The sequence below is a fragment of the Lactiplantibacillus sp. 7.2.4 genome (genome assembly GCF_018991185.1).
GTDB classification, from domain to species: Bacteria; Bacillota; Bacilli; order Lactobacillales; family Lactobacillaceae; genus Lactiplantibacillus; species Lactiplantibacillus pentosus.
Window position 1 is genome coordinate 1 of record NZ_JAGYGS010000003.1, and the last position, 20,460, is coordinate 20,460.

Annotated in this window: 17 protein-coding genes; 5 read left to right on the forward strand and 12 right to left on the reverse strand. The window is 47.4% G+C overall.

Annotated features, from left to right (window positions below; genetic code table 11):
• The first annotated feature begins 620 nt into the window (after positions 1 to 620).
• Positions 621 to 1,640 (forward strand): aldose epimerase family protein, encoded by a 1,020-nt coding sequence (locus KGF70_RS01450; RefSeq protein ID WP_216767563.1) that lies wholly within the window; start codon positions 621 to 623, stop codon positions 1,638 to 1,640.
• Between the two features lie 12 nt (positions 1,641 to 1,652).
• Positions 1,653 to 2,243 carry a TetR/AcrR family transcriptional regulator gene (locus KGF70_RS01455; protein ID WP_050339100.1) on the forward strand — a complete coding sequence of 197 codons (591 nt, stop codon included), beginning with the start codon at positions 1,653 to 1,655 and terminating at the stop codon, positions 2,241 to 2,243.
• 199 nt (positions 2,244 to 2,442) lie between these two features.
• Here KGF70_RS01455 and KGF70_RS01460 read toward each other — a convergent pair whose 3' ends face one another.
• The 5 genes from KGF70_RS01460 to cdaA all read right to left on the reverse strand — a co-directional run bounded on the left by KGF70_RS01460 (position 2,443) and on the right by cdaA (position 10,072).
• The gene (locus tag KGF70_RS01460; RefSeq protein ID WP_216767562.1) at positions 2,443 to 3,258 is read right to left on the reverse strand and encodes a Cof-type HAD-IIB family hydrolase; all 816 of its coding nucleotides are present in this window, start codon (positions 3,256 to 3,258) and stop codon (positions 2,443 to 2,445) included.
• Between the two features lie 296 nt (positions 3,259 to 3,554).
• The gene (gene glmS / locus KGF70_RS01465) at positions 3,555 to 5,372 is read right to left on the reverse strand and encodes a glutamine--fructose-6-phosphate transaminase (isomerizing) (protein ID WP_216767561.1); all 1,818 of its coding nucleotides are present in this window, start codon (positions 5,370 to 5,372) and stop codon (positions 3,555 to 3,557) included.
• Positions 5,373 to 6,866: 1,494 nt separating this feature from the next.
• Complete coding sequence (glmM, locus tag KGF70_RS01470; RefSeq protein WP_050339104.1) at positions 6,867 to 8,225, reverse strand: phosphoglucosamine mutase; 1,359 nt, start codon at positions 8,223 to 8,225, stop codon at positions 6,867 to 6,869.
• Positions 8,226 to 8,255: 30 nt separating this feature from the next.
• A complete protein-coding gene (locus KGF70_RS01475; RefSeq protein WP_050339105.1) occupies positions 8,256 to 9,233 on the reverse strand; it encodes a YbbR-like domain-containing protein in 978 nt (325 codons plus the stop codon).
• The gene (cdaA, locus tag KGF70_RS01480; RefSeq protein ID WP_003637898.1) at positions 9,230 to 10,072 is read right to left on the reverse strand and encodes a diadenylate cyclase CdaA; all 843 of its coding nucleotides are present in this window, start codon (positions 10,070 to 10,072) and stop codon (positions 9,230 to 9,232) included. The genes KGF70_RS01475 and cdaA overlap by 4 nt, the downstream gene beginning before the upstream one ends.
• Positions 10,073 to 10,254: 182 nt before the next feature.
• On the opposite strand from cdaA, the gene KGF70_RS01485 reads away from it, so the two are divergent.
• Positions 10,255 to 10,914 (forward strand): DUF1361 domain-containing protein, encoded by a 660-nt coding sequence (locus tag KGF70_RS01485; protein WP_216767560.1) that lies wholly within the window; start codon positions 10,255 to 10,257, stop codon positions 10,912 to 10,914.
• 84 nt (positions 10,915 to 10,998) lie between these two features.
• Here KGF70_RS01485 and KGF70_RS01490 read toward each other — a convergent pair whose 3' ends face one another.
• From KGF70_RS01490 to KGF70_RS01505, 4 genes are all read right to left on the reverse strand, one after another.
• Positions 10,999 to 11,511, reverse strand: a complete 513-nt coding sequence (locus KGF70_RS01490) for a MarR family transcriptional regulator (RefSeq protein ID WP_216767559.1) — start codon at positions 11,509 to 11,511, stop codon at positions 10,999 to 11,001.
• Positions 11,512 to 11,646: 135 nt separating this feature from the next.
• On the reverse strand, positions 11,647 to 13,776 hold the full coding sequence (locus KGF70_RS01495) for a sodium:proton antiporter (protein WP_050339109.1): 2,130 nt from the start codon (positions 13,774 to 13,776) through the stop codon (positions 11,647 to 11,649).
• A 34-nt stretch (positions 13,777 to 13,810) separates the two neighbouring features.
• Positions 13,811 to 14,719 (reverse strand): UDP-N-acetylmuramate dehydrogenase, encoded by a 909-nt coding sequence (gene murB, locus KGF70_RS01500; RefSeq protein WP_050339110.1) that lies wholly within the window; start codon positions 14,717 to 14,719, stop codon positions 13,811 to 13,813.
• 185 nt (positions 14,720 to 14,904) lie between these two features.
• Positions 14,905 to 15,807, reverse strand: a complete 903-nt coding sequence (locus tag KGF70_RS01505; RefSeq protein WP_216767558.1) for a Gfo/Idh/MocA family protein — start codon at positions 15,805 to 15,807, stop codon at positions 14,905 to 14,907.
• Between the two features lie 1,151 nt (positions 15,808 to 16,958).
• Between KGF70_RS01505 and KGF70_RS01510 the strand changes: the two genes are divergently transcribed.
• A complete protein-coding gene (locus KGF70_RS01510; RefSeq protein ID WP_216767557.1) occupies positions 16,959 to 17,723 on the forward strand; it encodes an exodeoxyribonuclease III in 765 nt (254 codons plus the stop codon).
• A 62-nt stretch (positions 17,724 to 17,785) separates the two neighbouring features.
• Entirely contained in the window at positions 17,786 to 18,322 is a 537-nt protein-coding gene (locus tag KGF70_RS01515) for a 3'-5' exonuclease (protein WP_003637891.1), read from the forward strand.
• A 60-nt stretch (positions 18,323 to 18,382) separates the two neighbouring features.
• On the opposite strand, the gene KGF70_RS01520 is transcribed toward KGF70_RS01515, so the two are convergent.
• The 3 genes from KGF70_RS01520 to pta form a co-directional block, all read right to left on the reverse strand.
• A complete protein-coding gene (locus KGF70_RS01520) occupies positions 18,383 to 18,898 on the reverse strand; it encodes a GNAT family N-acetyltransferase (RefSeq protein WP_216767556.1) in 516 nt (171 codons plus the stop codon).
• A 5-nt stretch (positions 18,899 to 18,903) separates the two neighbouring features.
• Entirely contained in the window at positions 18,904 to 19,365 is a 462-nt protein-coding gene (gene tsaE, locus KGF70_RS01525; RefSeq protein ID WP_216767555.1) for a tRNA (adenosine(37)-N6)-threonylcarbamoyltransferase complex ATPase subunit type 1 TsaE, read from the reverse strand.
• 116 nt (positions 19,366 to 19,481) lie between these two features.
• The gene (pta, locus tag KGF70_RS01530; protein ID WP_003637888.1) at positions 19,482 to 20,459 is read right to left on the reverse strand and encodes a phosphate acetyltransferase; all 978 of its coding nucleotides are present in this window, start codon (positions 20,457 to 20,459) and stop codon (positions 19,482 to 19,484) included.
• Position 20,460 lies beyond the last annotated feature (1 nt).

A 20,460-nucleotide genomic window follows, 5' to 3' on the forward strand; every position in this document is an offset into this window, starting at 1 on the left:
AGACAGAAAAAACCACTATCCAAGCAGATAGTGGTCGGCATAAGAGAGAAAGAGAATTGATTAGAAGGTAACTAAATACCTTACAAACTAAGAATAAGCGAATTTGTAAGCGTTGTCAACAGTTAGTCGAAATAAATAGATAAATTATTTCAGTTTGATGCCTAAGTCCCTGTTAAATCGCATCGTAACAGTCATACACCCGCGGTACTAGACCTGCCGTTTATTAGTTGACTTTCTTTAACGTACGGCCGTTACTGATATTGTCTAATCGTGAGCATGTGCAGTGGAAAACGATAAGTATTTTTGTTTGAGATTATTACCTATTTACATAAATGAGCACCGTCCTGCCACGTCTTTTTTTAGCATACCTGGAATCAAGTATACGAGGACGAATTTATCACTGCAGGTTTACGCTAGCCTGTACTATTTCCAATGGATCTCAGCGGATCACCCTTGATTGCCACCCCACCCATTTTGATATTCAACTCATTTAAAAATCACTGCCAAAACAATTGCGCCACACCGACATCCAGGACGGTTATCGTTCGCAATCTCATTACTAATGAAATATACTAAAAGTAGGCAGTTACTCGGGAAGGCGTTATGGGGGTAAGGGTGTTATGAAAATACTAGAGCATCAAGAAAAAGGTATCAATTATTATACATTAGTTAATAATCATCACATGAGTGTGACCATCATGGATTGGGGCGCGACCATCACGGCGATTCGCACCCATGATAAGGATGGCAAATTTGCCAATATCATTCTTGGATTCGACGAAGGCGCGGACTATATCGACAAACAGTCCTTTTTTGGGGCGACGGTCGCCCGGGTCGCAGGTGTCATCAAGAATGCGCGCTGGCGGCAATACGACTTAACGCAAAATGCCGGCGAAAACCATTTGAATGGCGGTAATATGCCACAAATCTCCTTTGAACCCTGGTTTCTTGAACGCAAGCTACACACCAGTGACCAGGTTGGTTTGGTCATGCAATACATCACGTTAGACGGTGAGAATGGCTATCCAGGAACGATGACCATCACCGCCAACTTTGTGCTGGATAATGATGGTAAGTTTACCATTAGTTACACGGGCAAGAGTGATCAAACGACCCTGTTCAACCCGACCAACCACACTTATTTCAACCTCAGCGGCGATGCCGAACGATTGATTGACCATCAGATTCTCAAAATCAACGCGGACGAATACGCGGCACTGAACAAGCATGATATTCCAACGGGCAAGCTACCGTGGGTCACCGGCTCCCCGTTTGACTTCCGCGATCGCACCGAAATCGGTCCACAAATTGCTCAGATCAAAGGTGGCTTGCGGCACGGCTTCGTGTTAAACGATACCCCCTATCCACAAGTCGAATTGTTGGACCGGGTCAGCGGGCTAAAATTAACCATGCGGACGAATGCACCAGCCGTCGTGGTTTCGAGCGCCACGAACTACCGTGACGACCGCTACCGACTCAATGGTGGTAAACCAATGCGCTCCCAGCTGGGGCTGTCTTTGCAAGCACAAAAACTCCCAGATGCCATTCATCATAAGGCGTTTGGCAGCATTATCATTGAACCAAACGTCCCCGTGACCTACCAGACGGCTTATCGTTTTACGAATATTTACGACGTTTAGGGGGCGTGCTATTTGCCAACGACTGATTTACGCGTTCAACGGACACAGGCAGCGCTTAAGGCGGCTTTTCGGACCTTAGCGCTCAAGTACCCGCGGTATCGTGACATTACCGTCAAAGAGCTCACCAGCGTCGCTAACGTCAATCGTAAGACGTTCTATCTGCACTTTGACACCATCGACGACCTCGCTGAAACGTTCGTTGAAGAAGGAGCCAATAACATTCTTGCACTGATTGACCCCCAGGACTTCAAACAAACCATTGCGCAACCAGGCTTGATTTTTGACCGGCTCGTCGCCTATTTCCGTCAATCTGAGGCCTTTAACCGTGTCATTCTGCTCAACGACGATTACAGCTTTCTGTCACGCAAGATTCAGACCGCGGTAGCAGATGGGTTAACGGCCACGATTCAAGCCAGCTACCATTTGTCGGCAGTCGACGCCAAGGTCTGTTCAAGCTTTCTGATTCACAACAACCTGACCTTCTACCGGCTTTATTTTACCGGCGAATTGGGACTGAATCTTGAGGAGGTCAAACAGCGCTTAGTTTCACTGAACGCCTATGGTATCCATCAGTTCTTTTATCCACATCAACCCCTAAAATAAGACTCAGGCGGCGAGGCTTAAATCACAATCTAAAAAACCTTGGCACGACCAGAATACCTTTTCCAGTCGTGCCAAGGTTTTATTTATTAGCTGATTCACAACATAATCATAACCACCGTTAAACACGAACCGCGACGTGAAATCTAGCTTCGACGCAATCCACTCACGATTAGTATCGGTCTCCACAGCCACTTATCCATCAGTGATTCAGTAGTTGTGCCTCGATTGTCGCTAAGACCCCGTCATGTTCATTATCCACAGTCGTCACGTGTTTGGCGGCCGCTTGAATGGCTGCTGACGCGTTCGCCATCGCAAAACTGTGCGTTGCGTATTGCAACAGTGGGACGTCATTGTCGCCGTCACCAAAGGCCATGATGTTATCCGCCGTTAGTCCCATCTTAGTGGCTAAAAACTGAATCGCTGGCAACTTGCCGACGTTTTGCGCGACCAAATCAACGACACCATAGCCGCTATCATGGGCTTTCAGTTGCCCGGCAAAATAGTCGTTAGCTTGCGTTACCAGTGATGCAGCTGCTTCCGGACGCGTTGCGATACTAATTTTTTTGATGGTATCCCGCACTTTTGCGAGGTCGTCAACCAATGCCAAGTTATCATAGAACTGACGCGCCATCGCCACTAATTTGGCTGGTGCCCCCGTTTCAGTATACGAGCCGTGACTGCCGACTAGAATGACGTACGCCTGTCGGAATAATGGCTGTTGGCGGTCGACCGTCACAAATTGGCGCTGTTGTTTTGTGGACAAACTGCCGTCGAAAATCAACTGATCCTGCGCATAAATCGACGCCCCGTTTTCAGCGACCACAATCAGATTATCTGCCATCACATCATGAAACAACTGTTGTAAATGGGCGTACTGATTCCCCGACGACAACACCAATGACACACCGATCGATTTCAACGCTGCTAAGACCCGTTTGAAGCGTGCCCGGTCAAACTGCTGGTCCTGGTGCAATAACGTTCCGTTCAAGTCCGTCGCAATTAACTTGATTGCCACTCGATTCACCTCATCCTCTACTAGTTACTTAAACTTTACCCGATGGTCTACGATTTCTAAACCATCAACTATCCAATTGATTCTGCCGATTAACTCGCAACTACTAATCAAACGGTGGTCATCCCACCATCGTAGCCCGATACATCACAAAATCAGGTTCTTTCCATTATAAGCCCAAATTCATCGCTGATGCTAGTCAGTAAACCGTTGCTGGTCCGCAGCTACCCCGACAAAAAACGCCATCGGACGACTGCCGATGACGTTTCCTGGTGCCCACACACTTTTATTTTAATGAGTTATTCAACGGTAACACTCTTGGCAAGGTTCCGTGGCTTGTCAACGTCTAAGCCCTTGTTCAAACTCGTGTAGTAAGCGAGTAATTGACCAGGAACGACGCTTAACAAGGCCGTCAACCGTTCGTCAACGGCTGGTAAGATGACCGTGTCGCCTTCTTTGGCTAAGTTATCGGTAACGATCGTAATCGTCTTCGCACCCCGAGCGGCCACTTCTTGTAAGTTGGAACGCGTCAAACCAGCAGTGTTCTTCTGGGTGATAATCCCAATAACTGGCGTATCCTTTTCAATCAAGGCAATCGTCCCATGCTTGAGTTCACCTGAAGCAAAACCTTCCGCTTGAACGTAAGAAATTTCCTTCAACTTCAAAGCAGTTTCTAGTGAAACGGCATAGTCTAAGCCCCGGCCGATGTAAAAGGCGTTTGGCGTATTCAACAATGCGTCCTTCGAGATCTTCTCGAACGTATCCTTTTCATCAACTAGAGCCTGCATCCCGTTTGCGACCAGTGCAAGTTGTTGTTTGACATCGAAGTCATCCGCAGCCGGCTGGTTGGTTGCGACGCCTAAAGCTTTGGCGAGAATTGCTTCCAATGCGATTTGGGCCGTGTAAGCTTTGGTTGAAGCCACCGCGATTTCTGGACCAGCATGGAGCAATAACGTGTAAGTTGCTTCCCGTGATAACGTTGAGTTTGGCACGTTCGTGATCGTCAAACTTGGGAAGTGCTGTTCGTTGACGTTTAAGAGCACTTCACGACTATCGGCAGTTTCACCAGACTGTGTCAGGAAGATGAAGAATGGATGTGCCGATAATAATGGTTGGTTATAAGCGAATTCAGATGAAACGTGCACTTCAGTTGGCACCCCAGCAAGTGATTCGAATAACTTGGCACCCACTAAACCAGCGTGGTAGCTTGTCCCAGCGGCAACGATGTAGAGCCGGTCAGCGGCTTTGAGCGCAGTCATTAAATCATCATTAATCACTGGTTCACCCGCATCGTTTAAGTAAACTTGAGATAACTTCCGCATCACGTTTGGTTGTTCGTCGATTTCCTTCAACATGTAGAATGGGTAAGTGCCTTTGTCGGCTTGAGCTGCGTCAATGTCGACATGGAATGGCTTCCGTTCAACGGACTCGCCCGCTTGGTTGGTAATCTTGATTTCATTAGGCTTAACCACAACGATTTCGCCATCTTGAAGTTCCAAGAAATCCTTGGTTTGGTCAAGCATTGCCAAACTATCTGAGCAGACCACGTTGAAGCCGTCGCCAACCCCAATCAATAGTGGACTCTTGTTCTTAGCCACGTATAACGTATCAGGATCTTCTTTGTCCATTAATAAGAAACCGTATGAAGAGTGGCCTAATAAGCTCAGCGTCTTCCGGAAGGCATCCAAGGTGCTCAAGTTTTCCTTCGTCACGAACCGGTCAACTAATTGCACGATGACTTCGGTATCAGTTTGTGATTTGAAAGTAACATCACTTAAGTAAGTTTGTTTCAAATCTTGGAAGTTTTCGATCACACCGTTGTGGACTAAGTAGAAACGGCCATCAGCGGAAACTTGTGGATGGGCGTTAGCAACACTTGGTTCACCATGGGTTGCCCAACGCGTATGGCCGATCCCAGTTGATCCGTGAACGGCTTCGCCCACTTCTTTACGAAGGTCATCGATGCGACCCTTTTCTTTAACTAAATAATCATGACCATCTTGGTCGTTAACATAGATACCGGCTGAATCGTAGCCCCGGTATTCCAATTTTTCCAATCCATTTAATAAGATTGATACTGCGCTATCTTTTCCAGTTACACCAACAATTCCACACATAAATAATTCTTCCTTTACTGTTTGAATTGTTTCTAGCTGCGTGGTCAAAATATCTGTCACCAATTTCACAACTGGTTTTTGTAATTGACCTGTAGAGTGCAGTCCCTGACGTCACCCGTCGATTATCGATAAACGTCATCCTCGTCAACTTTAGATTCTAAAGTCCTGGCGCTATTCCGCTTTAACCAGTTAACAATTGGTCTAGTCTAACCTCCGATTGGTATATTTCCTAGAAACAAGTTAACTTTACCGTTACACCCGATAAATGTCAACTAGATAATACATTGGTATATGTGTTTGTTTGCATGTAGACCAATCTAAAATGCGACCAAATCAAGGCCATTGCCGAATTGCGAATTTTTTGTAACTTTTTAGTGGGTAAAATATTCTGCGGTGGTCAGGTTGAACCTCAACCGTATGAACGCTCAAGGAAACTAGTTCTTTTCAAGGTCAAAAGCGGCCAGCTGAGCCCCGCTGGAAACGGTGCGAGTTACCGTAAACTTTCTGTGGTAGCCGCGTCCTAGGCCGGCCTCCAGGCATTCTGGGCAATGGCCGGAACGTGGTGGACGCAGATTTAAGCCGATAACCCACGTCTTAAATACTGGTCTTTCACTAACCAAGCCAAAAACGCTTGCCAAGTGAAATTTCACCACCGGGCCTTGCCCCGAATACCTTCCAGCCGGGATGGTATTCGAATGGCTGACATGTGTAGACCCAACATTTTGTTGGATTAGTCGTTGATTCCATGGTACACGGAAACTTTGATATTCAACCGTCAGATTGGTTTCTAACAATCGCTAAACTTTCTTACCCGTGTTTTAAGGTCTCTGACAAGCGACTTCACTGAACTTGTCAACATTTTCTCTGGTCATCTGAGATTGAAAAATCTTGAATTATAAGTGAAGGTCTTTCTATCGACTTAATTCCATACTAGTGTCCGTTGAATTTAGTCGATTATATTCACTAATCTTCTCAGCACTAAAATACCGTAGCCACAAATCATCATCAATATCGATTAGAAACTTGCTCGAAGAACCTGTCTCCTAGCATTCAGTGATCAATTGTACCCAGATAGGTGGTCGTTCATCCGCCATTCGAGCGGCTTCCCGACTGGAGAGGCTGGCTGACAATGCTCAAGGGCGAAGTTCTTCTTGTCCGGGTGGTCTTCCCGGGCTAGAAGAAGACTCGTATTTGAAATTGCGCAGTGGGGTTCTGCGTAAGTTCAAATCGATGTCCGCCCTGTTCCAGCGTTGTCAGCCAGCCTCGGAGGTCGGAATATGGCGCACCGAAGCTGACGAACAGTAAACCAACTCGCCTTGTTTCCTGTGGTTCTCAGCTGGTCGCTTTGGTGCTCACGGGCGTACTAAAGACTAATTGCAGTTGACTTACACTCGCAGATTGATTCCTATCAGAATCACTGTATCAGCTATTCCGGATTTCAGTGCAGAAAAAAACCGTTACTCACATGAGTAACGGTTTTCAATCGTTCAATTATTAAGCTTCAACGCCAACTTCAGCTTTGACAACGTCGACGATGCGGTCAACGTAGGCATTAACTAATTCGTCAGTTTTAGCTTCAGCCATGACCCGCAACAGGTCTTGGGTCCCGGAAGGACGTACGAGGACGCGACCGTCGCCAGCCATTTCGTCTTCAACCGCTTTGATAACGGCTTGAATCTTGTCGTTGTTCAAAGCAGCCTTCTTGTCTTGGACCTTAACATTCACAAGTTTTTGTGGATACGTCGTCACTTCAGCAGCTAATTCAGAGAGCTTCTTGCCAGTTTCCTTCATAACGTGGAGAAGTTGAATCCCAGTCAGCATCCCGTCACCAGTCGTATTGAAGTCCAGGAAGACCACGTGACCAGATTGTTCACCACCGAGGTTGTAGCCATCTTTCAACATTTCTTCAACCACGTAACGGTCACCGACTTGAGTTTGCTTGCTGTGTAATCCAGCGGCTTCCAAGGCTTTGTAAAGGCCTAAGTTACTCATAACCGTCGTGACGACCGTGTCTTGCTTCAACTTACCGCGTTCGCTGAGGAACTTCCCGCAGATGTACATGATTTTGTCACCATCGATGACATTGCCCAATTCGTCCACCGCGATGCACCGGTCGCCATCGCCATCAAACGCTAACCCAACTTGGGCGCCCTTTTCAACGACGAATTTGGCCAAGGCATCTGGATGCGTCGAACCAACGCCCTTGTTGATATTCAAACCGTCTGGAGACGTGGCCATCGTATCGAAATCAACGTTCAAATCGGCAAAGATCCGTGAAACTAAGTTGCTGGTCGATCCGTTGGCACCATCGACAGCTAAGTGAATGCCGCTTAAGTCATCAGGAATCGTTTGTTCCAAGAATTGGGAATACTTCAAGTTACCTTCTGGGAAATCAGCAACCGTTCCTAACCCTTCAGCAGCTGGCCGTGGCAAGGTATCCTTAGGTTCGTCTAATAAGGATTCGATTTCTTCTTCCTTGGCGTCTGACAACTTGAAGCCGTCGCCACCAAAGAACTTGATGCCGTTATCTTCAACCGGGTTATGGGAAGCGGAGATCATGACCCCGGCATCCGCGTCTTGGATCCGAACTAAATAAGCCACTCCTGGCGTGGTAATCACACCTAAACGCAGCACTTCGATTCCAGCTGAAAGTAAGCCGGCAATCAAGGCTTCTTCTAACATTTGGCCCGAAATCCGGGTATCCCGTGCAACTAAAACGCGTGGCTGGGTGTCCTTATTTTCCGCATGTTCCGTTAAGACATAGCCACCGGCACGGCCTAAACGAAATGCCATCTCAGGTGTTAAGCCCGAGTTCGCAATTCCCCGAACACCATCAGTACCAAAATATTTCATTATCATTTACCTCATTTCAAAATTTCGTTATTAATCTTTTTTGACTGTAATTTTTACTTTGACCGACGTTGGACTAACGGATGAAATGCCATCTTCATCACTCGCTGAGACCTTGACCGTCTTAGTCGTCGTTTCATCCACATCCGTCACGTCAACATTGACCGGCAATGACTTAAGCTTGGCTAATGCCGACTTGGTCCCAGTCACCGTCACTGATTTGGTATCCGAGGAGAAGGAATAACTCGTATCGGCAGTCGTCGTCCCACTCGCTTTCAAATCAATCGGCACATCCTTAGTCGTCGTTGCCTGGGTAATTGGAATATACACCGAGGTGGTCGAAGGCGTCAAGACGACATTCAAGTTTTGACCATTCGCATCCAAAGCTTCAATGATGGCTTGTTGGTTGACGGACTTTTCCAGATTCTTATCCGTATTGACCACCGCCACGACCTTGGCAACCTTGCTAACTTCACTGACCGCGCCCGTCACTTTGACAGACGAGGTACCGAGACGCGCCGTCCCGACTTCGTAACCATCCGCGACGTTGGCCTTATTAAAATCTGCACTGACCTTATAAGTCGCCGTTCGCCGCGGTTGAATATTCACATGAATATACTTCTGACTAAGGCTATAACTCAACTCTTTATTCAACCCATCGACATCGATTTTGACACTATGCCGACCGACCGCTAGTTTGGACAAGTTCGCGTACACCTTAAAGTTCTGGGTGTTTGCCGTCGTCGTCACGAGCGCAGCGGGCCCTTCCAGCGTCACTTTGATATTTTCCGGATAGCCAGTCACAAAGTACTTGGTGCTATTGACGTTCAATTCAAGTGGCGCACTAATGGTCACTTTCCGATTGGAAGTCAGCGTCGTCTTGGATGAACTATTCGTCAGCACACTTGAATTATGCGTCGACTTCATCGAGTTCACGTAAGCAAACAGGACCAGGGCACAAATTAAGGCCAGTAAGCGCATCGACCAATTGCTATTCATAAATTTTTTCATTTTCGGGGACCTCCTCCGAAAATCCGTCCAAACCAGTTTTGGAACGCATTTTGCTTGGTTGAATCCTCAGGCGTTAACAAGACTTGCCGGAAATAACGTAAGTAGTTCTCACGCGTCATGCCCCGCATCAACTCATTATCCTTGGTAATTGACACTTCACCCGTCTCTTCTGAGATAACGATGGTCAACGCATCCGTCACTTCACTGATACCGACCGCCGCGCGATGTCGAGTCCCAAGTTCCTTGGGAATCAAATTACTTTCGGATAATGGCAGATAAGCTGCCGCCACCTTGATTTGATTGTCTTGAATAATGACCGCACCATCATGCAAAGGGGTATTCGGAATGAAAATATTGATCAATAATTCACCCGTGATATCGGCATCCAGTGCAATTCCAGTCTCGATGTAATCTTCCAAACCAGTGTCCATCTTAATGGACATTAGAGCACCGATACGCCGCTTGGCCATGTATTGAATGGCTTTATCTAATTCGGTAATCATCCGCTCTTCGTCTTCATTTTGACGTTTTCCACGGGCAAACATGGAGCCTCGTCCTAAATGTTCTAGCCCACGCCGAATTTCGGGCTGGAAGATGATGACCATTGCAATAACCGCCCAATTAATAATTTGGTCCATGATCCACGAAACCGTGTCCAGACCAATCAAAACACTAATGGCTTTAATGACCGCAATGACCACGATACCGCGAAATAGTTGTACGGCTTTGGTTCCTCGCAACAAGACGATCAGCTCATAAATGACAAACCAGACTGCCAGAATGTCAAGGAGCCGGACGAAATTTTGTAAGGTCAGCAAACCGCTCCAATTGAAAGTCATAGTCCTCCTCCTCATGAAAATCATTTACTTTCACATTATAGCACGGGAACCCGCTTCTCGCGGATTGATTTAGGGGTGGACACTGTTTTTAGTCATATTTTGAAGAAATATTAAGCTTGATGTTATTTAATATAGCTTGATTAATATTTCTGTTAAAATTGGTGGTGAAAGGAAGTGACTAAATGACTAAGTTACAGCGTTGGCTGATTCGTCTCGCATTCTGGGGATTCTTCATCTTCGCAGCGCTCGATTTGCACGGCGCGTTCCACTTTTTACTACTCAACTCAATTCTGGCCTATATTCCAATCGAGCTCAGCTTCTGGTTGACAACGCGGCGAAGCCCATTACTATTCTGGCTGATTGCGGTCATTTGGTTGCTTTTCTACCCGAATGCCCCTTACCTGATGACGGACCTGTTCCATCTCAGCTTACTCAAGCCCTATGGTATTAACGGTCTCCTGCGATTTGATTTACCGATGTGGCGGGATTTTGCCTACTTGGTTGGGCCGATGATGGTCGCCACGATCGTCGGTACGTGGGGCGTCGACCGCGTGACCCAACAATTGACGCAGCGGTTACACTTAACGAAGTTACCTGCCAACCGCGTTTTGATTTGTGCGGCGCTCTTCTTATTCTCAAGTATCGGTGTTTATGTTGGTCGCTTCATGCGCCTGCATTCAATCTATTTGTTGATTACACCGCAATACATTATCAAACAATTACTCGAAATGTGGTCGCCAAAAATGCTCGCCTTCGTTCTCATGATGTGGCTCCTGCAGCTACTCATCTACGCGGCGTGGCGGTTTACGATGCCAGCTACTGACAACCACCCAACCAATTAAACAAAGAAACACCGTTCAAACGATGACTAAGCATTCGTTTGAACGGTGTTTCTTATTATTGCTTAAAATTTAACTAATTCTTAATTAGTTTTTGGCTTTTGGATCACTATATTCGGTGTGCCGGCCCCGCTTATCATGCAAGCCACTGAACCCGCTAAAGCCCAGTTCAGTCGCCTTTTGTTCAGCATCGTTGATATAGCGTAAGGTATCACTCGCCCGCTTTTCACCGTAGACTTGAACCCACTGGTGGAAGCGTTCTTCAGAAGCCTTCGTGATTTTCTTTTCAACTTTGACTCCCGCTGGCGTCAGCGACAAATACTTGATGCGCCGGTCATTGGTGTTAGTCGTCTGTTCAATATACTTTAAGTCTAATAACACATTGATTTGCCGTGCGATAGCGCTACGTGAAACCCGTTGAGCTTTCGCAATCTTAACCAATGTCAATGGTTCGTCACTTGTTGCAATCATCCGCATCACGGTATAAGCTTCAAACGTGATTTTATACGGCCGCGTTGGGACCGACACAAAGTCGCCAACGTACTTCAAAATATGCATATAAGTGTCTACAAAACGTTCGTGTATCTCTGATTCTGTCATAATGATGTCCCCCTGTAAGGTCGCCCTTATCCTTCTTTTAAATAATGATTCTTTTGCAGACCCAACCTTTTACCGTCAATACTACTCTTACATCATTATAACGTAGAACTACTAATTTACAATCTAAAAAGTTAACTATTCGTCATCAGCCTCAATATCATTGAGCATTAATAGGTTCTCTGAGTAATTAATGAACTGCCGTAACTTTGCCGCGGTGCGCAGACTGATTTGCCCACTTTCCAGCAAATGTTGTACACCAGCACGTTCAGCACCCAGGCTCTTGATTCGTAAGCTATGAAGTTGCCGCTCATAATCATCACGCGACAAGGTATGATCATTCTTGGCGTTTTCGATGCGGTTTCGGTAATGCACGATCAAGTGATACAAGGCTTGGCGGTCAAACTGTTGCTCATCGACATTGGCTTGCTTCAAATACTGCGACAACGCTTTGATGGCCGCTTTCGAAGCCTCCCGCTGAATATTCAACAGTTCCGAACGTAAGGCGTCGCTGTCCCCTGGCGCTAACCAGAGGCGAATTCCTTGCATGGCGCGGTTAAATAATAACTGCAATGAGCGCAAGGTTGGTAGTCCTGGTTTGTGCGTCGCTTGTAAGAACCGTTGTTCTCGGCGGTCGATTCGCCGCAAGTAAACTTGCCCCGCTAATTTAGTCGTTTTCTTCGACGTAATTAACTCACGAACTGCCGCCCGTTCGCCATTCAATGCGACTAACCGGAGCTGCAACTCATCCGTCAGCATTGGTGCTAATTCATCCGCAGTCTGGGACGCCACTTCTAACCGCCGAATTTGAAACTGTTGGTCTAAGATCAAATCATACGCGGCGCGCTGATTCTCAGGACGACGATGTTCCTCGATGTTTTGAACGGCTAATTGTAGAATGTAAATCCGAGCTTGTTTATAAGTTAACTGTTGCAAGCCGCCGTCCGCATCTTCGGCTTCATCCAAATCTTCAGCCAAAACAGTATCATCTTCATCAGGACTCGAACCCCGGGTCACAAATGGCAGCGACTTCGACGCCATCAATGGTAAGATGGCAGCCGCCGCAACCAGACTCAGGATAATAACCCCCGCTGCAATAAAGAGCACCAGTGAGCGTTCTGGAAAGGCTTCGCCAGTCGCGATCACGGTCGGAATCGTAAAGACCCCGGCCATCGTGATGGCACCCCGAACACCGGACAAACCGGATAACGCGGCGATTCGCAGACTTGGCTTGACCTTTTTATGGTGCCGCAGCCAATTGAACAGCATGTACGCATAGGTCCATGCGACCCGAATGAGTAGTAGAATGCCCCAAACGATCAACACATCGAAGACCGCATGGAACGTGTTCGTGTGCGCCCCTTTGATCGTCGCCTGAGTGGCAACTGGGAGTTCAATTCCTAGAATCAAAAAGACGATTCCGTTTAATAAGTAAACGACGACGTTCCAAACGCGCTCGGTAACGAGTCGTAATTCGGGCGCATCTTCACTCTCATGTGAATTTTGAATATGTGCCAGCACGCCGGCCGCAACCACGGCGACAACGCCTGAAGCATGGAACCATTCTTCAGCGATGAAGTAAATGGCAAAGGGCGTCGTAATCTGTAACACGACGTTGAACACAATGTCGTTGATCCCTTCTCGTCTCAAAATATCACGAATCAACTGAATGACCGTAATCAGCGCCAGCCCGACTGCTAGCCCGACCAGACTGATGTAAAAGAAATCGCCGATGGCCTTACTCAGAACAAAGGTCCCGGTGACGGCGGCTGCTAACGCATATTTGAAGCCAATCAGGCCACTCGCATCGTTGATCAGACTTTCACCGCTAACCAGGTGTAAAATTTCTTTCGGTAATTTGACCCCTTCCGAAATCGACTGCACGGCAATCGGATCGGTTGGTGATAGGATGGCGGCCAGTGCGATTCCGACTGCGAGTGGAATCGTCGGAATCAAGACGTGAATCAAAAAGCCGCCTAAAATAGTTGTAATAAAAACGAGCACGATTGCATTTGCGAAAATCGCCCCGCGTAGTTCCCACAGCTCTTGCTTAGGGAACTCTCTGCCGTCGTTGTACAGCATTGGCGCAATAAAGACGAGCATAAACCAATCTGTTTGCAGCTTAACTTGTACGTTTAATAATAAAGCCACTCCTAGACCGAGCCCGACTTGAATTAAACTGACCGGGATTGCGACTAGATAGTGGCTCAACACATTCGACAGCAGCACTAAACATGCCAGTAAAATCACTAATTCGATAATCGGCATCTAAGTGGTTGCCTCCTTTGTTAAATTGACAATGCTAACTTTGGTCAACATCCTCTCCAATAATCCGCACTTCGGTTTGAAGATGAACGCCGAACCGTTCAAATACAACTTTTTGGACGTAGTGAATCATATCCATATAATCCGTCGCCGTGGCGTGGTCGACGTTAATAATGAAACCAGCGTGCTTCTTAGAAACTTCCGCACCACCGATTCGATGGCCCTGTAAACCAGCATCATGAATTAGTTTACCAGTAAAGTACCCGGTTGGTCGCTTAAAGACACTTCCGCAAGACGGCCATTCAAGCGGCTGTTTTGCTGCCCGCAACGTATTGAGTTCATCCATCCGCGCCTGAATCTTAGTCTGATTGCCGCGTTTCAAGCCGAACGTCACCGAGACCACAATGTCATCGTAATCTTGAATACTACTGTGGCGGTATCCGAAATCCAAATCCGCGTTGTCTAGTGTTTTGAGCTGACCTGAAGTCGTCAAAACGGTGACCGTCTCGACCACTTCGCTCATCTCACCATCGTAGGCCCCGGCGTTCATGAAGACGGCACCACCGACACTCCCAGGAATGCCCGCAGCAAATTCCATCCCAGTCAGGCTGGCACCACAAGCCACCTTGGTCGTCGCAATAATCGCGGCCCCTGCTTCAGCCACGACTTTATTGTCACTGGCATGGATTTGATTCATTTTCGTTAAAATAATGGTCAGCCCACGAATCCCGCCGTCCTTAACAATTAAATTGCTGGCGTTGCCAATCACCGTTAAGGGTAAGCCTTGCTCGTTGGCATAGGTAATCAATGCTTTGGTCTCGCTAATCGACTTGGGAAACGCCACGTAATCCGCGGGGCCTCCCGTTTTGGTATTCGTATAATGACTTAGTGATTCATCTTTTTTAATTTCGATGGCTGGAAAAGTGGCCAAGACATCTTGGGTCATGGTGAAAAGTTCCTTTCGTGTTTCAATTTAATTCACTTACTTCAACATATACCGGTCTCACAGCGTATTCGTTATTCTAGCAGGTCTAAAAGCTTCCCATGACAACGGGTCGATAAGTTGAAACGCTACGCTAACGCTATGATCCTGTTGAAAATTGTAAGTCCATTATTTAATTTTATCACTTTTTAGTCACTTAATAAATGACGGCACACCGCGTGACTCGTAATCGCGGACGACGGTGCGACCGGATTCTCCCCGTGGGTCGCGACAGCCGTTAAGAAGGCGCGAATCAAAGGCGCAAACCCACGTTTTTCGAGCGTCGGTGTCCAGTCAGGAAAGCTGGTCGTCAGCTGTTCAGCCGTCGTCAACACCGTTTTCGTGCTTAAATCAGTGACCATCGCACGCTGCTGTGCCGTTTGGACCGTCACTTGTTCTAAGTTCACGCCACCGTACATGTTCGTCACGACCTGGAGTTGTTCGTGCGCGGTCTGAACGGTCAAGTAGCCCTGCGCTAAGGCACCACTATCTGTCGTGACGATTCGGCCGGTAGTGTCTGCTAACGGTTCGTCCAATAAAAATAACCCAGTATCCACCATGTGAATCATCAAGTCAAAAACCGCTGTTTCGGGATCCTGCCCACCCGCTTCGCGAACCTTTTCCGCAACGATCAGTCGTTTGTCTGGCAAGGCCTTCAACTCCTGATTAAACGGGGCAAAGCGGCGATTGAAACCACAGGTCAATAGTAAGTGACGAGCAGCTGCTAAATCATATAAATTCTGGACGACTTGTAAGTCTGTTGCGACTGGTTTATCCACATAAACATGGATGCCGGCCAACAATAACTGCTTGATGATCGCACCATGCGTCTGAGTTGGCGTATGCACGAATACCGCATCCGGCTGGGCATCAATCAAAGCTTCCAACGTTGCGTGCGTGTGTTGAAACCCATACATGGCTGCCAATTTCGCCCGCTTTTCCGCATTGCGCGTAGTTAAATGAAATTCATACTGATCCTGCATCGCTGCCATCACCGGCAAATATGCCTTTTGCGCGATATTGCCTAACCCCAGTACACCAATTTTTAACATATAGAATCCTCCCGTAACTTGTTTTTTGACTGATTATGACATTTTATGAATCATGATTAAAGTATGCTAGTTAGCTGGCTTGCTGTTCGTCAGCCGACGAGCGTCCTATTCCGACTTCCAGGGCCGGCTGACAATTGCTGGAACGTAAGCCGACATCGATTTGAACTCACGCAGAAGACCACTGCGCAATTTCAAATACGAGTCTTATTCTAAGCCGGAAGCAACCCACTTCCGACTAAGAATAATTTGGCTACTGAGCATTGTCAGCCGGCCCCTACAGTCGGGAAGCCACTCGAATGGCGGATGAACGACCACCTGTTTTGGTACAATTGTCCATTGAATATTAGGCGTCGGGGCCTTCGTGCAAATTTTAAATCAACATCAACCATGATTTATTGAACTCAAATACTTGTCCGATTAAAAAACTGATCTGGTAGTCTGAAGATTATTGATCAATTTTGATAGGAACTATTCTTAGAGTTAGACGATAGATTTGCCACCCGTCTAGCATTTCATACTTTTCCATCTCAGGGCGCCTGGAGAAGATTATGACAACATTCAGCATTGCTATTAAGTCCGGTAATTTGAACATGAGTACATTAGCTTTCGTCAGAAGCCAATTTTACAGTTGAATGACAAGATGACTGGATACTAAAAATCGACGACCAGTTCATTTAAGGTTGAGTCCACACATGTCTGCCTTTCGAATAGGATCCAGGCTGGAAGGTATTCTGGGCAAGGCCCAGTGCCTTTCAGAGTGTGAGGTTCAGACGGGTTGGGACTGAGGACTAGCCTAGCTAGAGCGTTAAGCGGTGAACTTCCGCTTGGCGTTCTGGCGTAGCTAACCGGAAGTCCCAGTCTGACCCGAACACGTTTCATCCATATTACAGCTAATGTGGAAGACCAGTATTTAAGACGTGGTTTTCGGCTTAAATCTGTGTCCACCACGTCACGGCCATTGCCCAGAATGCCTGGAAGCCGGCCTAGGACGCTTACAACAGCAAGTTTACGCCAACTCGCTTTCGTTCCAGCGGTCTACGCTGGCCGCTTTTGAACTTAATGACACATCGCATCCCATGACAAATCGACCCAATCATGACTGCTGACCGTGTTACAATAGTTGTAAATGACTCGAAAGGTCTGAAATTCACGTGAAACTTATTTCTTGGAACGTTAACGGACTGCGCGCTGCCGTCAAGCATGGCTTCATTGATGTTTTCAATGAACAGGATGCTGACTTTTTCTGTGTGCAAGAAACCAAATTACAAGCGGGTCAAATCGACCTTGACTTTCCCGGTTATCAACAGTATTGGAACTACGCGGAACGTAAAGGTTACTCAGGTACCGCGATCTTCACCAAGCACACCCCGCTGAATATCACCTATGGCATCGAGGTACCAGAATTTGATACTGAGGGACGCGTCATTACCTTAGAGTACGCCGATTACTATGTGCTGACTTGCTACACGCCTAATTCCGGTGGCGAATTGAAACGCCTCGATTATCGCCAGCATTGGGAAGACGCCTTTTTAACTTACATCAATAGTCTAAGCGCCAATAAGCCGCTGATTTTCTGTGGTGATTTGAACGTCGCCCATGAAAATATCGATTTGAAGAACTGGCGCAGCAATCATCATAGTGCCGGGTTCACCGATGAAGAACGGGGCAAGTTTGACCGCCTCTTAGCGAACGGTTACACGGACACGTTCCGTCACTTCTATCCCGACCAAACGGATATTTATTCTTGGTGGAGCTATCGTGGTCATGCTCGTGACAATAATTCCGGTTGGCGCATCGACTACTTCATCACCTCGCAACAATTGGACGGTCAACTCCTCAACGCCCGCATTCTTAACGACGTCTTCGGTTCTGACCACTGCCCAGTGGAACTGGATATTATTTTACCGAACCGTTAACTTGAAATTTTACCGCAAGCTTTGTACGATAAAGCTATTCTTTAGAAACGGTGGTGGCAACTTTGAACTTTGTCGCAATGGACTTTGAAACGGCGAACGCCAAACGGGATAGTGCCTGTTCACTCGCACTGACCGTCGTCCGGAACAATCAAATCAGTGATGAGTTTTATACCCTCATCAAACCGGAAAGTGACTTCTTCTGGCGTAACGTTCAAATTCATGGGATTCATGAAGCAGACGTCGCCGATGCACCGAAGTTTCCGGAAGTCTGGCAGCACATTGCGCCATTCTTCCAGCGTGATCGGTTAGTGATTGCCCACAACGCTCCATTTGATATTGGGGTGCTACGCAATACGCTCGCACACTATGGCATCAGCGCACCCGAATACCTATCCATGGATACGGTCAAGACGAGTAAGAAGTTCTACCCAGAACTGCCGAACCACAAGCTTGACACGCTCTGCCGTGCACTTGATATCGAGCTTCAACATCATCACAACGCCTTAGACGATAGCCTGGCCTGCGCCAATATTCTATTAACTGAGGCGCAAACTTTCGGCACCGAACAGCTAAAACCGTTCGTTCGCGTTCAGGGCTAATCACATCCATCAATCATCGCTCAGCAATTGCTGGGCTTTTTTTGTGCAATTCAAGCCAGTCTAGACCCAAAGACTCATATCGATTGCGGCCACCCGCTGGCCAGTCGGGTCGACGACCTCATAACTGGTAGCCGTACAATTTTCAAACCCTAAGTGTTGGTACAACTTGGCGGCACGGGTGTTGCGTAGCTGGACCGTCAAAACGAGTCGCTCGAGTGAACTATAATTGCGGGCCCAATCAAGGATTTCTTCGACTAACGCGGTCCCGAGTCCCATTCCCCAGAATTCCTTGAGGACGGCGACTCCGACTTCACCTTGCGCGGCGCTAAAATCCGTACTGGCCTGAACGGTGCTAACGCCAATCAGTCGATCTCCCAGTGCCGCCACAAAAATGACGTTGGTCGTGGTGCCGCTGATGCGTTCAATCTGTTCCGCTTCATCCGTTTCACTTAATTCTTCGATGCCATCATCAACCGTGAACGTGTTACTCTCACGTCCCAGTTGCGCTAACAACGCCAATAATTGCGCTGCATCCGTCACTTCAGCCGGACGAACGTCGACAACTTCTTCTGCCATGGTTGTCACTCCTTCAATTGATCAACCAGGTGTTGATAATGGTCGCCCTGCGGTTTGAATGTCATCACACGTTGATCGTCAGCGTCCGTGTCACGGCTGATGGCAATTCTCAAGTAGGTTGTGGGCAACAGCTCAGCAATAAATTGTGACCATTCAACAACACTGACACCATCACCATCAAAATACTCATCCAAACCTAAATCTTCCTCGCCACCATCTTCTAGCCGATAAACGTCCATGTGATACAGTGGCAATCTGCCCTGATGATATTCACGAATAAGCGTAAACGTCGGACTTTTGACATTATTCGGGATGCCGAGACTCTTCGCTAACCCCTTCGTAAAAGTGGTCTTGCCAGCACCCAGGTCACCATCTAGTAAGATTAGATCTCCTGGTTGAACTAACTGCCCAAGTTTGGCCCCGACTTGCATGGTCCCTTCCGGCGACGTTACCGTGATTGATTCCATATTCTTCCAACTCCTCATCCTATTTACAGCTTGACTGCTCTTATTATAGAAAAAACGGGGGAAACTTCAAAGTACAAGCTCTGAAGTTCCCCTCGTTTAACAAACTAAGTCAGCGTTTAAGCTAAGCCTTGAGCCGCGGTAATGATGGCGACCTTGTAGACATCTTCTTCGCTGCAACCACGTGACAAGTCAGAAACGGGCTTGTTCAAGCCTTGCAGAACGGGACCAACGGCTTCGAAATGACCGAAACGTTGCGCAATCTTGTAGCCAATGTTACCAGATTGGAGTTCTGGGAAGACGAAGACATTGGCGTGACCCGCAACTTTTGAACCTGGCGCCTTTTGTAACCCGACCTTTTCAACAAAGGCGGCGTCGAATTGCATTTCACCATCAATCGCTAATTCAGGGGCAGCCGCTTGTGCCTTGGCCGTTGCTTCCTGAACTTTAGTGACCATGTCGCCCTTGGCAGAACCCTTAGTCGAGAAGCTCAGCATTGCGACTTTCGGGTCAATATCAAAGACCTTGGCAGTCGCCGCACTCTGGGTCGCAATTTCAGCTAACGTATCTGCATCGGGATCAATGTTGATGGCACAGTCCGCGAAGACGTACCGTTCTTCACCCTTTTGCATGATGAAGGCACCAGAAATGCGGTGTGAACCTGGCTTGGTCTTGATGATTTGTAAGGCTGGACGCACCGTATCACCAGTTGGGTGCACGGCACCAGAAACCATCCCGTCAGCCTTGCCCATGTAAACGAGCATCGTGCCAAAGTAGTTTTCATCTTCTAACATCTTAGCAGCTTGTTCTGGTGTGTTCTTACCCTTACGCCGTTCAACCAGTGAATCAAGCATTGCTTGTTTATCTTCAGCCGGGTATGTCGCAGGATCAAGGACTTGAACACCTGCTAAATCAGCGTTCAAGTCTTTAGCCACGGCCTGAACCTTGTCCGTTGCGCCTAACACGATCGGCTTAACTAAGCCATCCGCTGCTAACCGTGCAGCGGCACCGACAATTCGGGGTTCAGTGCCTTCAGGAAAAACAATTGTTTGATCTTGACCAGTAATCTTTTGTGATAATGACTCGAATAAATCCATG

Bases quoted from the DNA above. Each gene is read 5' to 3' on its own strand.
- KGF70_RS01450 (WP_216767563.1), top strand. From the start codon at position 621: ATGAAAATACTAGAGCATCAAGAAAAAGGTATCAATTATTATACATTA.
- glmS (WP_216767561.1), bottom strand. From the start codon at position 5,372: ATGTGTGGAATTGTTGGTGTAACTGGAAAAGATAGCGCAGTATCAATC.
- glmM (WP_050339104.1), bottom strand. From the start codon at position 8,225: ATGAAATATTTTGGTACTGATGGTGTTCGGGGAATTGCGAACTCGGGC.
- KGF70_RS01475 (WP_050339105.1), bottom strand. From the start codon at position 9,233: ATGAAAAAATTTATGAATAGCAATTGGTCGATGCGCTTACTGGCCTTA.
- cdaA (WP_003637898.1), bottom strand. From the start codon at position 10,072: ATGACTTTCAATTGGAGCGGTTTGCTGACCTTACAAAATTTCGTCCGG.
- KGF70_RS01485 (WP_216767560.1), top strand. From the start codon at position 10,255: ATGACTAAGTTACAGCGTTGGCTGATTCGTCTCGCATTCTGGGGATTC.
- KGF70_RS01490 (WP_216767559.1), bottom strand. From the start codon at position 11,511: ATGACAGAATCAGAGATACACGAACGTTTTGTAGACACTTATATGCAT.
- KGF70_RS01495 (WP_050339109.1), bottom strand. From the start codon at position 13,776: ATGCCGATTATCGAATTAGTGATTTTACTGGCATGTTTAGTGCTGCTG.
- murB (WP_050339110.1), bottom strand. From the start codon at position 14,719: ATGACCCAAGATGTCTTGGCCACTTTTCCAGCCATCGAAATTAAAAAA.
- KGF70_RS01505 (WP_216767558.1), bottom strand. From the start codon at position 15,807: ATGTTAAAAATTGGTGTACTGGGGTTAGGCAATATCGCGCAAAAGGCA.
- KGF70_RS01520 (WP_216767556.1), bottom strand. From the start codon at position 18,898: ATGGCAGAAGAAGTTGTCGACGTTCGTCCGGCTGAAGTGACGGATGCA.
- tsaE (WP_216767555.1), bottom strand. From the start codon at position 19,365: ATGGAATCAATCACGGTAACGTCGCCGGAAGGGACCATGCAAGTCGGG.
- pta (WP_003637888.1), bottom strand. From the start codon at position 20,459: ATGGATTTATTCGAGTCATTATCACAAAAGATTACTGGTCAAGATCAA.